Origin of the sequence: Pacificispira sp. (assembly GCF_965228185.1) — a bacterium.
Taxonomy (GTDB): Bacteria; Pseudomonadota; Alphaproteobacteria; order UBA8366; family Aestuariispiraceae; genus Pacificispira.
This window is the reverse complement of the sequence record NZ_CBDDHE010000003.1, coordinates 356825-369920: the sequence shown is the minus strand read 5'-3', so window position 1 is coordinate 369920 and position 13096 is coordinate 356825. Positions and strand designations below refer to the sequence as shown.

The following is a 13096-nucleotide window of genomic DNA, read 5'->3' as shown; positions in this document are numbered from 1 at the left end:
ACCGGCGGGTCGATCAACTATTTGTGACCGACCCGCCGACCGCAGAGGGAATCGGTTGCGCCCCGGCTATGTCCGGTTGATGGAAATCCCACCATCGGTCAGATATCCGCCCCCGGTCAGGAAACTGGCCGAATCGGAAACCAGGAACAGCGCCGCATTGGCGATTTCCTCAGGCGAGGCGCTGCGCTTCAAGGCGTGCAGGCCGCGCACGAAGTCGAGGACTTCCGCCGAGCCGCCGGTGCTCTGAACCGCCATCTCGGTATCGGTCGCCCCGGGGATCAAGGCGTTCACCCGAATGCCTTTCGGCCCGTATTCCGCCGCCAGCACCCGCGTCAGCCCCAACAGGCCAAGCTTCGCCGCGCCATAGGCCGCCATGCCCGGCATGCCCACCGTGTGTCCGGCGACCGAAGAGGTGAAGAGCAGCGACCCTGCCCCGGCTTCCTCCATCACCGGAAGCTGATGTTTGGCGCACAGGAAGGCCCCGGTCAGATTGACGTCCAATGTTTCACGCCAATCCGCCGCCGACATGTCCGCGGCGGGACCCAGATTTCCGAGAATGCCGGCATTGTTGAATCCGATATCCAATCGGCCGTAAGTGTCCGTCGCCTTCTTTACCAGGGCTTCGGAGAAACCTTCGTCGCAGACATCCCCGGCCACGAATTCTGCGCGTCCCCCATCGTCCCGGATCTCCCCGACAAGGGCCGCCAATTCGGTGTCGCGACGGGCGCCGACCACGACCGCAGCCCCGTGTTCCGCGAATAGGCGTGCCGCCGCGCGTCCGATCCCGGAACTGGCGCCGGTCACGATCGCGACTTTCTCTTTCAAGCTAAACATGGATGATCCTCCTGTTGATTGATGCGGCGGAGACTGCATTTTTGGTCCCAACAGCCCCACCCGCTTCTTGCGGCACTGACAGGAAAGCGACGCGATGCAGCGCACAGCCCATATCCGCTGCGGATCCGACATCCGTGAAAGTTTGAAGACGGCCAGTGTAGCGGGTGATTTCTTCGAATGGAGCGACCCGTTAAGCCGTGGACCGGTGCCCGAGGGCCTGGACCGCGACGCCCTGCGCCGCCTGCGGGCCGACTGGATGGCCAGCCATTGGGGGGATGACCCGTCCCAGATCCTGGAAAAGTTGGAAGCGCAGGACGCAGCTTTGGATCGGCTGGATGATTATGACCGCGTCATCCTGTGGTTCGAACACGATCTCTATGATCAGGCGACCTTGATGGGGCTCCTGGACTTAATCGGCTACAGATCGAATCTCTACCTGCTGTCCATCGACCGCCACCCGAACCACGACCAATTCATAGGCTTTGGTCAGCTCCAACCGGGGGAACTGGCGCAGCTTGTCGGGTCCGAAAGGAAAATGACACCGGAACAGGTAATTATAGCGCGCGAGGGCTATGCCCTTTACCGGGGGGCCGACCCGGCGGCACTGAAAGCCTTTGCCGAGCGACCGGATACCGGCAAGGCATTACCCTTCCTGCCGGGCGCACTGATGCGGCATCTAGCGGAACTGCCGTCGGAAACAAACGGCCTGTCCCTGACCGAACGACTGACTTTGCAGGCACTGGATGAAGGCGCGGCAACGCCCGGCGAATGCTTCCGGGATTTGGTTCGGAAACTGGACCCCCAGCCGTTTCTGGGCGACCTGATGTACTGGGAGGATGTCATGCGCCTGGCAAAAGCCGACGCGCCCGCCTTCGCACCCATGCCCGAAAACTGGCGTAGTCCGGTCACGCTTACCGAATTCGGCAGGGCGCTGTTGAACCGGGAAGCGCGTTGGACAGACAGGAACCGACTGGATCGCTGGTGGGGTGGTAAGCAGTTAACCCGGATCTAGACGGATTTGGCCAGTTCATTGGCGAGGGCCCGGATTTCCTTTGCGGCGACGGAAGACCCTTTGGTCTCCAATGCGGTACGACCGCTGACCATGGCCTCGGCGAAAACGACGCGGTTGCCGATGGTCGATTTGGCCACTCGCACCGGATAGTCGCCCAGTTTGGTGATCATCTGGGCGGTCAGGTTCGCCCGCGGCGGCACCCGGTTCAGGACCATCAACGCGGTCGACTTCTCCTTCGCCGCCAATTCCAGTGTCGGTACCGTCGCCCAGACGTCCAGTGGGCTGGGTTGGGCCGGCACGATGACGATATCCGCCGCGCGGACGGCGACACGGGCATCGGTGTCGGCATGGGGCGGGCTATCGATCAGCACGAAATCGTGGTTCTCCGCCAGTTTCTCCACCACCCGGGCGGCCCGCCAGCCCGTGACCGCCTCAAAGGTCAAGCCGGTGCGATCTTCACCGAAATGTTTCTCGCGCGCCTCATACCAGGCGGCAAGGCTTTGCTGAGGGTCGATGTCCACCAGGGCGACCGACTTGCGCTTCAGCGACCAGGCCAGGGCCAGATGCGCGGCCAGGGTCGATTTGCCGGCGCCGCCCTTCTGTTGGGCGATAGTGTAAATCTTGGCGGTCATGGAAATGGGTCTCCCAAAGGCAGGAATGAACCAGCGTCGCACGAAAAAACCGCGCCATGCAATTCCATTTCGCAGGTGCGAAATGACGCGCCCACCACTATCTCCCGGACTTGTCAGCCGCGCCGCCCGGCGGCATAAGCCGGAACATGGACCTGAAACCGAAACGAACGGAAATCATCCCCTTGGATGAAAAGGGATTGGACCGCGCGGCGAAGACGCTGCGGCGCGGCGGCCTGGTCGCCTTCCCGACGGAAACGGTCTACGGCTTGGGGGCGGACGCCACGGACGACACCGCCACCGCGTCGATCTTCGCGGCAAAGGGTCGGCCGCAGTTCAATCCGCTGATCGTGCACTTCGCCGATGCCGACGCGCTGCGCCGCCATGTCGAGGTCACCCCCTTGGCCCAGCGATTGGCGGATCGGTTCTGGCCGGGTCCGGTGACCCTGGTGCTAAAACGCCGTCCGGACAGCAAACTGTCGCGGCTGGTCAGCGCCGGCTTGGATACGGTCGCGGTGCGAATGCCCGCCCATGGCGGTGCGCGTGACCTGCTGCGCCTCACCGACCGTCCCATCGCGGCGCCCAGCGCCAATGCTTCTGGGCGGCTGAGCCCGACAGAGGCGGCCCATGTCGCGGCATCGCTGGATGGACGGGTGGATCTGATCCTCGATGGCGGCCCCTGCCGCGTCGGCGTCGAAAGCACCGTACTGGACGCGACCGGCGACGCACCGATCCTTCTGCGCCCCGGCGGATTGGCCTTAGAGGCGGTGGAGGAGCTTACCGGAAAGCCCGTCATCCACAGCCTGCATGACGAGACCGCGCCGAAGTCCCCCGGCATGTTGTTGAGCCACTACGCCCCCGGCCTCCCGGTGCGGCTCGACGCGCGGACGGCCGCCGAGGGCGAGGCGCATCTGGGCTTCGGCCCGATCGCCGGGACGGTAAGCCTCAGCCCGGACGGTGCGCTGCTGGAGGCCGCGGCCAATCTGTTCCGACTGTTGCACGAACTGGACGATCCGTCGCGATTCACCGGGATCGCCGTGGCGCCCATCCCAGAAACGGGTCTGGGCCTCGCCATCAATGACAGGCTGCGCCGGGCCGCCGCGCGCTGACCGGAAAAAATCTGCGACGGAAGGCCGACGACGACGCGTCCTTGGGGTCACGAACGGGATGGTTCCCCCCTCCCCCGACCTTGAAGGAGCAAGTTCATATGACGGTTACCAAAACCAAATCGATCCTGATCGCCGGTAGCATCGGCATGGCGGCCCTGGTGGCCGGCGCGGGTGTCGGCCTCGCCAAAAGCGGCCCCGGCGGCTGGGGTCATCACGGACCGCACGGTTTCGGCGGCGCGCATTTCGAGCGCATGATCGAACAGATCGATGCGAATGCCGACGGCAGCCTGACAGGCGAAGAAATCGCTGCCTTCCGCGACGCACGATTCCAGGCGATGGACGCGGACGGCGACGGCGAATTGACGCCCCGCGAACTGACCGAAGGGTTCCGCGCCCTGCGCTTCGCGGCCATCGACACCGATGGCGACGGCATGATCTCGCAGGCCGAATTCATGGAATCCGGCAAACATCGCGGCTGGGGCGGCAAGCGCTTCCACCGGATGGACGAGAACGGGAACGGCCGTCTTGACGCGGATGAAATGGGCAAGATGACCGAACACATGATGTCTCGCCTGGATGCCAATGAAGACGGTATCATCGGCGCGGACGAATTGCAGGAAATGCGCGATCGGCATCATCGCTGATCGGGCGGACCGGCGGATCGGACGGAGGCGCGCCATGACGACATTCCTCACGTCAGCGGCACACCTGCCGTCCGGCCGACCCGCGCGGATGTTGGGATATGGAATGACGGTCGAGCGGACCGAAACGGCCTCTTCCGAGGCCGGTGACGGGGACCTGTTAACAGCGGCGGCGCGGGGCGACGGCGCTGCTTTCCGGCATTTGCTGGACCGCTATGCCGGCAGGGTCTTCGCCAATTGCTATCGCGTTCTGGGCGAATCCGACGAGGCCGAGGACGCAATGCAGGAGAGCTTCGCCCGCCTGTGGAAGGTTCTGGGCCGCCATACAGGCGCCGCCGCACCGGACCGGGACGCCGGCGGCTGGCTGATGCGGACGTCGCGCAATCTTTGCATCGACCGCCTGCGCCGGCGAAAGCGTTGGACGACGGACGAAACCGTATTGGAAATGCAGCCGGATCCGACCCCAGGAGCAGAAGAACGCCGCCAGACACAAGATGTCGGCGAGCAGGTCCGTATCGCCCTGAACGACCTGCCGGACCGGCAACGTGCGGCGATCGCAATGGTGCATTTCGAAGGATTGCCTCAGACGGAGGCGGCGGAAGCCATGGGGGTTTCCGTCGATGCGCTGGAATCCCTGTTGGCCCGCGGCCGGCGATCCTTGCGCGCGCGGCTGGAAACCGCCAAGGCGGATTTGATATGACGATGGGACGACAGGCTGGGGCGTTGCCCCGGCGAGGATGGAAATGATGACCGAAGACCGCATCCTGGAACTGATCGAGGCCTATGGCGCCGACCCTATGCGCTGGCCTGTAGACGAGAGAGCGGCAGCACAGACCTTGCTGGCCGCGAGCGACGATCCGCGCCTGCGCACCTCCCTGGCCGCGGCGAAGGACCTCGACACGATGCTCTCAATGGCGACTGTCCCCGCCATCAGCCCGGACGCAAGACACCGCCTTTATGCCGAGGCTGTCGCGCCCACCGCCCCCAGCGCCTGGCTGCGGCGCCTGTTCGATTGGCCGGGCCCGATCTGGCAGCCGACCGGCGCCTTGGCGGCCGCGCTGGTTCTGGGAATCTGGGTCGGCATAGCCAATCCGGAAGCCTCTGCCGATATTGCCGGGCTGGCCGGCGGCACCGTTCAAACGGAAGTGGAATCCGGTGACGATTTCGACAGTCTCGTCGGAATGGAGGACAATCTATGAGTACAGACCGCAAATCCTCCTTGGTTCGGTGGCTGCTGATCGGCTCCTTGGCGCTTAACCTGTTCCTGATCGGCTTTTTCGGAGTCGGCGCCCTGCGTCACCATTGGCATGACGGACCGCCGCATAAGCCGTTCAAGGAAATGATCCATTTCATGCGCGACCGGGGCCCGGAGGATCGGTTCCTGCACCATCTGAGTGCGGCCGACGCCGACATCATGCGGGCCCTGAAACAGCGCCACGGCGCGGCATTGAAAGACTCTTGGCAGGAAAGCCGGGAGGCTCGTAATGCCCTGCGCGATCTCATGCGCGCCGGGGAGCGCGACCCCGCAACCCTCCAGGCCGCAATGGACCGCGCGCGCGAAACCCGGCAGGCGTCCTTCCTGACCTTCGAGGCCCTGATGCTGGACGTCGCCGCGCAACTCTCCGACGAGGGCTACCGTGCTCTTGCCGGCGATGCGCGCGACGAACGATAGTTCCCGGCCAATTCAGGGCACGCCTGCATAAACCGGTACACGGCCTCCACCCGCGCCAATCATCTCCCTCTCCCTCGAGGGAGAGGGCCGGGGTGAGGGGGAAATCGCGCCACCGGCAGCGGCCGCCCCTCACCCGACCCTTCGGGCCACCCTCTCCCAGAGGGAGAGGGAAACACCCATCGCTGAGTTCTCACGAAGTCAGAGACAGCGCCTCCACCCACGCCAATCATCTCCCTCTCCCTCGAGGGAGAGGGCCGGGGTGAGGGGGAAAACGCGCCACCAGCAAAGGCCGCCCCTCACCCGACCCCTCGGGCCACCCTCTTCCAGAAGGAGAGGGAAAAGAGCACGCCTTATGCGGCGGTCCAGGCGGCCAGTTCGTATCCTTCGGGGTCCGTGAAATGGAATCGCCGGCCGCCGGGAAAATCGAAGATCGATTTCACGATTGAGCCGCCCGCCCTTTCCACCGCATCCTGACAAGCTTCCAGGTCTCGGGCGTAGAGGACGACCAAAGCGCCGCCCGACGGGCTGGACTCGCCTCCCGCAAATCCGCCCTTCATATGGCCGTCGGAAAACTCGCAATAGGAGGGGCCGTAATCGGTGAAGGTCCAACCGAAAGCAGATCCGTAAAACGCCTTCATCGCGTCGATATCCCCGGTCAGGAACTCGACGTAATTGATTGTCCGGTCCGCCGGCTCGCATTCCTGGGTCATGGCATCCTCCTGCAAAAAAGAACAGACAGGGGGCAAATTAATAGAACATACCAGGATCGGAAAGAGATTATTTCAAATACAAATACCCCCGATCGGCAGAAATCGGGGGTGTGGTACTATTGTACTGATACGATTAATGGAATTTGTCAGGCGGCGTCCGGCGTGACCCAGGGAGCGGTCTCGGCGCGGGCGGCCTCGTATCCGTCGATCGCGCCGCCCTTCTGAAGGGTCAGGCCGATATCGTCCAGACCGTTCAGCAGGCAATGCTTGCGGAACGGGTCGACCTCAAACGAGATTTCCACCCCGTCCGGGTCGACCACGACTTGGCGCTCCAGATCGACGGTAAACATGGCGTTCTGACCACGGTCCGCCTTTTCCATCAGCGCATTGACGGTCTCTTCCGGCAGGCGGATCGGCAGGATGCCGTTCTTGAAGCAGTTGTTGTGGAAAATGTCGGCGAAGCTGGGTGCGATGACGCAGCGGATCCCGAAATCCTCCAACGCCCAGGGCGCATGCTCGCGGCTGGACCCGCAGCCGAAATTGTCGCCGGCGATCAGGATCGACGCATGACGGTACGGCTCGCGGTTCAGAACGAAGTCGGCCTTCTCGCTGCCGTCGTCGTTATAGCGCATCTCGTCGAACAGGTTCTTGCCCAGGCCGGAGCGCTGAATCGTCTTCAGGAACTGCTTCGGAATGATCATATCCGTATCGATATTGATCAGATCCATCGGCGCGGCGATGCCGGTCAGTTCTTTAAAGGCTTTCATCGTTCGGTCTCCTCCTCTTACCGCCCGCGCCGCTTCAGAAGCGACAGGATGAAGGACGGGTCGACGATGTTGATCAGCTCGTCGTCATTGGCGGGCGCCGGGACGTCGACCTGCCAGCCGGCGCTGCGCAAATCGCGGCCGAACAGGCGGTTGAGATGGTCTTCGGGAAGGTTGGTCGCGGCAATCATTTCAGATACTCCCGGACATCGGCCAAAGTGCCTTTCAGCGCGGCGGCGGCGGCCATGCCGGGGCTGACCAAATGGGTCCGGCCGCCACGGCCCTGACGGCCTTCGAAATTGCGGTTGGAGGTCGACGCGCAGCGTTCCTGCGGCTTCAACTTGTCGGCATTCATCGCCAGGCACATGGAACAGCCCGGCTCGCGCCAGTCGAAACCGGCTTCCAACAGGATCTTGTGCAGACCTTCCTTCTCCGCCTGCTCCTTCACCAGACCGGAGCCCGGGACGACCATGGCGTGGATGCCGTCGGCGACCTTGCGGCCCTTGGCGACCGCGGCGACTTCGCGCAGGTCTTCGATCCGGCCATTGGTGCAGGAGCCGATGAAAACCTTGTCGATCTTCACGTCGGTCAGCGGCATGCCCGCCTTCAGGCCCATATAGTCCAATGAGCGTTGTGCGGCTTCACGCTTGCCACCCGCGAAACTGTCAGGCGACGGCACGGTACCGGTGATCGGCGCAACGTCTTCGGGGCTCGTGCCCCAGGTGACCTGCGGCGGGATGTCGGCAACGTCCAGCTCGACTTCCTTGTCGTAGAACGCGCCCTCGTCGGAGGGCAGCGTGCTCCAATAGGCGACGGCCTTCTCCCAGGCATCGCCCTTAGGCGCCATGGTGCGGCCCTTCAGATAGTCGAAAGTCTTCTGGTCCGGTGCAATCAGACCGGCACGGGCGCCACCTTCGATGGTCATATTGCAGACCGTCATGCGGCCTTCCATGGACAGATCGCGGATTGCCTGACCGGCGAATTCGATGACATGGCCGGTACCGCCTGCCGTGCCGATCTTACCAATGATCGCGAGGATCAGGTCCTTCGCGGTCACGCCGGCCGGCAGCGCCCCATTGACCATGACGCGCATGTTCTTTGCCGGGCGTTGCTGCAGCGTCTGGGTCGCCAGCACATGTTCGACCTCGGACGTGCCGATCCCGAAGGCCAACGAACCAAAGGCGCCGTGGGTCGCGGTATGGCTGTCGCCGCAGACAATGGTCATGCCCGGCAGAGTGAAACCTTGTTCCGGACCGATGATATGCACGATGCCCTGACGGATATCGAACATGTCGAAATAGGGGACGCCGAAATCCTTGGCGTTCTTCGCCAGGGTTTCGACCTGGATGCGGCTTTCCTCGTCGTCGATACCGCCGGCGCGGTTTTCGGTCGGGACGTTGTGATCCGGCACGGCCAGGGTCAGTTCCGGACGGCGCACCGCACGACCGGCATTGCGCAATCCCTCGAAGGCCTGCGGGCTGGTCACTTCATGCACCAGGTGACGGTCGATATAGATTAGGCAGTTGCCGTCATCCTGACGGTCCACGACATGGCTGTCCCAAATCTTATCGAAAAGCGTCTTCGGCTGGCTCATTCCGGCTGACCTCACATCTCCACCACAAAATTCTGGCAGGCGGATACATCAAAAGCCGGGATTTATAAAGAGTATTCCGCGCGTTAGCGCCCCGCGCAGCGGTTTGTCCGCGATAGCCGGGCGGGCTACGCGAAGACGGCGCGAAAGCGTACCCTGCGGAAAACCTTGAATTTCAGTGGCTTCACCATCTTTGTCGATCCTGTCCGCGTCCGGTTGCGTCCAGGAAGGTCAAACAGTGTTGCCGCATAAGAAAGACGGGAACAGCCCCGACCTTGCGGCACCGGCAACGCGCCCCGAACACAGAAAGGCGCACCGGGAGACCTTGCGGCTTCCCGATGCGCGCCCTGTCACGAAGCGTCGTGTGGGACGGGATTAGGCGTCCTTTTTGTCGCCGACGTAACGGCCGTTTTCCATGCCGCGGCCGGAGGTACGTTCGACGATACGGGCCGACTTGCCGGCGCGGCCACGCAGATAGTACAGCTTCGCGCGACGGACCTTACCGCGACGCACGACATCGATGCCTTCGATGCGCGGGCTGTACAGCGGGAACACGCGTTCCACACCTTCGCCGTAGGAGATCTTGCGGACCGTGAAGTTGGAGTTCACGCCGGCATTCTTGCGGCCGATGCAGACGCCTTCGAAGGCCTGGATACGCTCACGCGTGCCTTCGACGACCTTCACGCGGACGCGGACGGTGTCACCCGGGGAGAAATCCGGGATCGCCTCGCCGGCGGCCAGCTGCTTTTCGACCTGTTCGGCGTTCAGCTGTTCGATAATGTTCATGACTGGGTTCCTTTCCTGCAAAATTCCGTGCGTTCAGCACGCAACGTGTTTCGACCCGGTATGGCGGGCCCAAAGATCCGGCCGGCGCCGCTGTGTGACGGCTTCGGCCTGGGCCCGTCTCCAGGCCCGGATATTCTCGTGGTGGCCGGACAGCAGGACGTCGGGCACCGCCCGTCCGTCCCATTCCGCCGGCCGCGTATACTGCGGATATTCCAGCAACCCGCTTTCGAAGCTTTCCTCGTCCAAGGACTCGCGCGACCCGAGATAGCCCGGCAACAGACGCAAGACCGCGTCCAGCATTGCCAGGGCCGCCGGTTCGCCGCCGGACAGAACGAAATCGCCGAGGCTGACCTCTTCGATCTCCCACTTGTCCAGCACCCGCTGATCGACGCCCTCATACCGGCCGCAAAGGATTCGCAGGCCCGGCCCGTCGGCCCATTCCCGCGCCGTCGCCTGGTCGAAGACCCGACCTCGCGGCGAGAGATAGACCATCGGTCCCGGACGGTCGGCCACGGCGGAAATCGCCGCATCCAGCACGTCCGGCCGCATCACCATGCCGGCCCCGCCGCCCATCGGCGCGTCGTCCACCGTCTGATGACGATCGGTGGCGAAATCCCGGATATCCACGGCATCCATCTGCCAGACACCCTTTTCCAGCGCCTTGCCGGCAAGGGATTGGCCGAGGAATCCGGGAAACATCTCCGGGAACAGGGTCAGGGTCGTGACGGTCCAGGGGGCATTCATGGCGCTACGCGTCCCCTTCTTCGTCTTCGACCGATGCCGGCGGCACGATCGTCAGCCGGCCGGCTTCCAGATCGACATCCGGCACCACGTCCGAGGTGAAGGCATAGAGTTCCGCGCGGCCTTCGCCATCGACGATTTCCAGCATGTCGCCGCTGCCGAAATCGTAAATCGCCCGCACCGTCCCCATCGCCTGGCCCTCCGGCCCGACAGCGTCGAGCCCGATCAGATCGGCGTGGTAGAACTCCCCCTCCTCCTCGGTCTCCGGCAGGAGATCGCGGTCGAGATAGAGTTCCGTCCCGCGCAATGCCTCGGCGGCATTGCGGTCGGCGCAGCCTGCGATGGCGGCCAGAATCTGACCCTTCACATCGCCCTTGACCGTCAGGTCGAAGGTCTTGGATCCGGAAGCGTCCGTCAGCGGACCATAGGCGGTCAGGTCGGCGGGATCGGCGGTGAAGCTCTTCACGCGCACGAGGCCGCGCACGCCATGCGCGCCGGTCACGACGCCGATGACGAGTTTACGCTTCCCCATTATTCCGATCCCATCCGGCATGATCCGATCCGTCCGTGTCGCGTGGACCTTACGAGGCAGCTTCTTCGGAAGCTGCTTCTTCAGCCGGGGCTTCCTCGGCCGGAGCGGCGGCAGCTTCGGCGGCTTCCGCCTCGGCAGCGGCCGCGGCTTCAGCAGCTTCGCGGGCTTTCTCTTCGCGCTCGCGGATACGCTCCTGCTCCTTCGCCTTCGGCAGGTTCTTCTTGGTCTGCTCCGTAATGACGGCCTTTTCCAGGACGCCGGCTTCCGCCAGGAAGCGGTGGACGCGCGGCGACGGCTTGGCGCCGACCGACAGCCAATGACGGGCACGGTCCAGGTCCAGCTTCAGGCGCTCTTCGTGGTCACGGTCGACCATCGGGTTGTGGAAGCCGATTTTCTCGATGAAGCGGCCGTCGCGCGGGGCGCGGGAATCCGCGACCACGATGCGATAGAAGGGGCGCTTCTTCGCGCCGCCACGGGACATACGGATCTTAAGGCTCATATGCGTTCTCCAGTTTACTGAAACATCGTACTCGGTTGTCGAAAGGTCGAAGTCGGCTCCGACCGGTTATTTCTTCGGGAAACCGGGCGGGAAGCCGCCCATCCCGGGAGGCAGGCCACCGCCCCCCAATCCACCGCCAGGGCCACCCAGCCCCGGGAGTTGTCCGCCGCCGGGCATTCCGCCCGGCCCGCCGCCAAGAAGCGCGCCCATGTCGCCCATGCCGCCGGGAAGCTTGCCCTGCTTCCCCAGCTTGGAGACCTGCTTCATCATCTTGGCCATCGTCTGGTGCTGCTTCAGCAGCTTGTTCACGTCCTGCACGCTGGTGCCGGACCCCGAAGCGATGCGGCGCTTGCGCGAGGCATGCAGCATCTTCGGCTGGCGCCGTTCCTGCGGCGTCATGGAGGAGATGATCGCCTCCTGCCGCAGCAGCGCCTTCGGGTCGATATTGGCGCCGGCCATCTGTTTCTTGATCTTGGCGACGCCCGGCAGCATGCCCATCAACCCTTCCAGACCGCCCATCTTGCGCATCTGCTTGAGCTGCGAGGCCATGTCTTCCAGGTCGTACTCGCCCTTCTGCATCTTGCGGGCGATCTTTTCGGCTTCCGCCTGCTCGATCGTTTCCGCGGCCTTTTCGACCAGCGAGACAACGTCGCCCATGCCCAGGATGCGTCCGGCGACGCGGTCGGCGCGGAAGGCCTCGACCTCGTCCATCTTTTCGCCGGTGCCGAGGAACTTGATCGGCTTGCCGGTGACGTGGCGCATCGACAGGGCCGCCCCGCCGCGCGCATCGCCGTCGACGCGGGTCAGGACGATACCGGACAGGCCGACGCGGTCCTGGAAACTCTTGGCCACCGTCACCGCGTCCTGACCGGTCATGCTGTCGGCCACCAGCAGCGTCTCGCGCGGCACGGCAGTGTCCCGGACGGCGGCGACTTCGGCCATCAACTGCTCGTCGACATGCAGGCGACCGGCCGTGTCCAGGAAGACGATGTCATAGCCACCCAGCCGCGCGGCATTCAGGGCGCGCTTGGCGATATCCACCGGCTGCTGGCCGGCGACGATAGGCAGGGTGGCGACACCGGTCTGCTCACCCAGGATCTTCAACTGTTCCTGCGCCGCCGGGCGATAGACGTCCAGCGAGGCCATCAGGACCTTTTTCTTCTCTTTTTCGGACAGGCGCTTCGCCAGCTTCGCGGTCGTCGTCGTCTTACCCGAACCCTGCAGGCCGACCATCAGGATGGCAAAGGGCGGCTCGCCGATCAGGTTCAAATCCTGATCATCGGTATGCAGAAGATCGACCAGCGCATCATGGACGATCTTGACGACCTGCTGGCCCGGGGTGACCGATTTCAGGACCTGTTCGCCAACAGCCTTTTCCTTGACGCCGTTGATGAACTCTTTGACCACCGGTAGCGCAACATCGGCTTCCAGCAGCGCGATGCGGATATCGCGCATGGCGGCATCGACGTCGCTCGCCTTCAGCGAACCACGCCGTTTCAGGGCGTCGAAAACACCCCCCAACCGGTCTGACAGCGACTCGAACATCCGTACCTCGAACCCAATTCAAAAACGCGTG

General features: G+C 63.9%; 17 protein-coding genes. 6 read left to right on the top strand and 11 right to left on the bottom strand.

From position 1 onward, the window contains the following. Positions 1-66 precede the first annotated feature (66 nt). The gene (locus ACO06O_RS05385) at positions 67-834 is read right to left on the bottom strand and encodes an SDR family oxidoreductase (protein WP_421877080.1); all 768 of its coding nucleotides are present in this window, start codon (positions 832-834) and stop codon (positions 67-69) included. A gap of 94 nt (positions 835-928) precedes the next feature. Between ACO06O_RS05385 and ACO06O_RS05380 the strand changes: the two genes are divergently transcribed. After that, the gene (locus ACO06O_RS05380; protein ID WP_421877078.1) at positions 929-1846 is read left to right on the top strand and encodes a DUF1835 domain-containing protein; all 918 of its coding nucleotides are present in this window, start codon (positions 929-931) and stop codon (positions 1844-1846) included. Here the strand turns inward: ACO06O_RS05380 and parA are convergent. After that, positions 1843-2478, bottom strand: coding sequence for a ParA family partition ATPase (gene parA, locus ACO06O_RS05375; RefSeq protein WP_421877076.1), 636 nt, complete (start codon positions 2476-2478; stop codon positions 1843-1845). The two genes, ACO06O_RS05380 and parA, sit on opposite strands and share 4 nt — an antisense overlap. 146 nt (positions 2479-2624) lie before the next feature. Between parA and ACO06O_RS05370 the strand changes: the two genes are divergently transcribed. The 5 genes from ACO06O_RS05370 (at position 2625) to ACO06O_RS05350 (ending at position 5897) form a co-directional block, all read left to right on the top strand. Beyond that, positions 2625-3584 (top strand): L-threonylcarbamoyladenylate synthase, encoded by a 960-nt coding sequence (locus ACO06O_RS05370; protein WP_421877074.1) that lies wholly within the window; start codon positions 2625-2627, stop codon positions 3582-3584. Positions 3585-3682: 98 nt separating this feature from the next. Further along, complete coding sequence (locus tag ACO06O_RS05365; protein WP_421877072.1) at positions 3683-4228, top strand: EF-hand domain-containing protein; 546 nt, start codon at positions 3683-3685, stop codon at positions 4226-4228. Between the two features lie 34 nt (positions 4229-4262). Continuing rightward, positions 4263-4925: an RNA polymerase sigma factor gene (locus tag ACO06O_RS05360; RefSeq protein WP_421877070.1), complete on the top strand. Its 663-nt coding sequence runs from the start codon at positions 4263-4265 to the stop codon at positions 4923-4925. 43 nt (positions 4926-4968) lie between these two features. Beyond that, on the top strand, positions 4969-5424 hold the full coding sequence (locus tag ACO06O_RS05355; RefSeq protein ID WP_421877069.1) for a hypothetical protein: 456 nt from the start codon (positions 4969-4971) through the stop codon (positions 5422-5424). After that, entirely contained in the window at positions 5421-5897 is a 477-nt protein-coding gene (locus tag ACO06O_RS05350) for a periplasmic heavy metal sensor (RefSeq protein WP_421877068.1), read from the top strand. The genes ACO06O_RS05355 and ACO06O_RS05350 overlap by 4 nt, the downstream gene beginning before the upstream one ends. 350 nt (positions 5898-6247) lie before the next feature. Here ACO06O_RS05350 and ACO06O_RS05345 read toward each other — a convergent pair whose 3' ends face one another. The 9 genes from ACO06O_RS05345 to ffh all read right to left on the bottom strand — a co-directional run bounded on the left by ACO06O_RS05345 (position 6248) and on the right by ffh (position 13065). Then, on the bottom strand, positions 6248-6607 hold the full coding sequence (locus ACO06O_RS05345; protein ID WP_421877066.1) for a VOC family protein: 360 nt from the start codon (positions 6605-6607) through the stop codon (positions 6248-6250). Positions 6608-6753: 146 nt separating this feature from the next. Beyond that, positions 6754-7374: a 3-isopropylmalate dehydratase small subunit gene (gene leuD, locus ACO06O_RS05340; RefSeq protein ID WP_421877064.1), complete on the bottom strand. Its 621-nt coding sequence runs from the start codon at positions 7372-7374 to the stop codon at positions 6754-6756. 17 nt (positions 7375-7391) lie between these two features. Then, a complete protein-coding gene (locus tag ACO06O_RS05335; RefSeq protein WP_420417458.1) occupies positions 7392-7562 on the bottom strand; it encodes a hypothetical protein in 171 nt (56 codons plus the stop codon). Then, positions 7559-8965 (bottom strand): 3-isopropylmalate dehydratase large subunit, encoded by a 1407-nt coding sequence (leuC, locus tag ACO06O_RS05330; RefSeq protein ID WP_421877062.1) that lies wholly within the window; start codon positions 8963-8965, stop codon positions 7559-7561. The genes ACO06O_RS05335 and leuC overlap by 4 nt, the downstream gene beginning before the upstream one ends. Positions 8966-9337: 372 nt before the next feature. Next, entirely contained in the window at positions 9338-9748 is a 411-nt protein-coding gene (rplS, locus tag ACO06O_RS05325; protein ID WP_420417462.1) for a 50S ribosomal protein L19, read from the bottom strand. 33 nt (positions 9749-9781) lie between these two features. Then, positions 9782-10492, bottom strand: coding sequence for a tRNA (guanosine(37)-N1)-methyltransferase TrmD (trmD, locus tag ACO06O_RS05320; protein WP_421877060.1), 711 nt, complete (start codon positions 10490-10492; stop codon positions 9782-9784). Positions 10493-10496: 4 nt separating this feature from the next. Beyond that, positions 10497-11021 (bottom strand): ribosome maturation factor RimM, encoded by a 525-nt coding sequence (gene rimM / locus ACO06O_RS05315; protein WP_421877058.1) that lies wholly within the window; start codon positions 11019-11021, stop codon positions 10497-10499. 49 nt (positions 11022-11070) lie between these two features. Continuing rightward, positions 11071-11520 carry a 30S ribosomal protein S16 gene (rpsP, locus tag ACO06O_RS05310; protein ID WP_421877056.1) on the bottom strand — a complete coding sequence of 150 codons (450 nt, stop codon included), beginning with the start codon at positions 11518-11520 and terminating at the stop codon, positions 11071-11073. Positions 11521-11586: 66 nt separating this feature from the next. After that, positions 11587-13065 (bottom strand): signal recognition particle protein, encoded by a 1479-nt coding sequence (gene ffh / locus ACO06O_RS05305; RefSeq protein ID WP_421877053.1) that lies wholly within the window; start codon positions 13063-13065, stop codon positions 11587-11589. Positions 13066-13096: the final 31 nt, after the last annotated feature.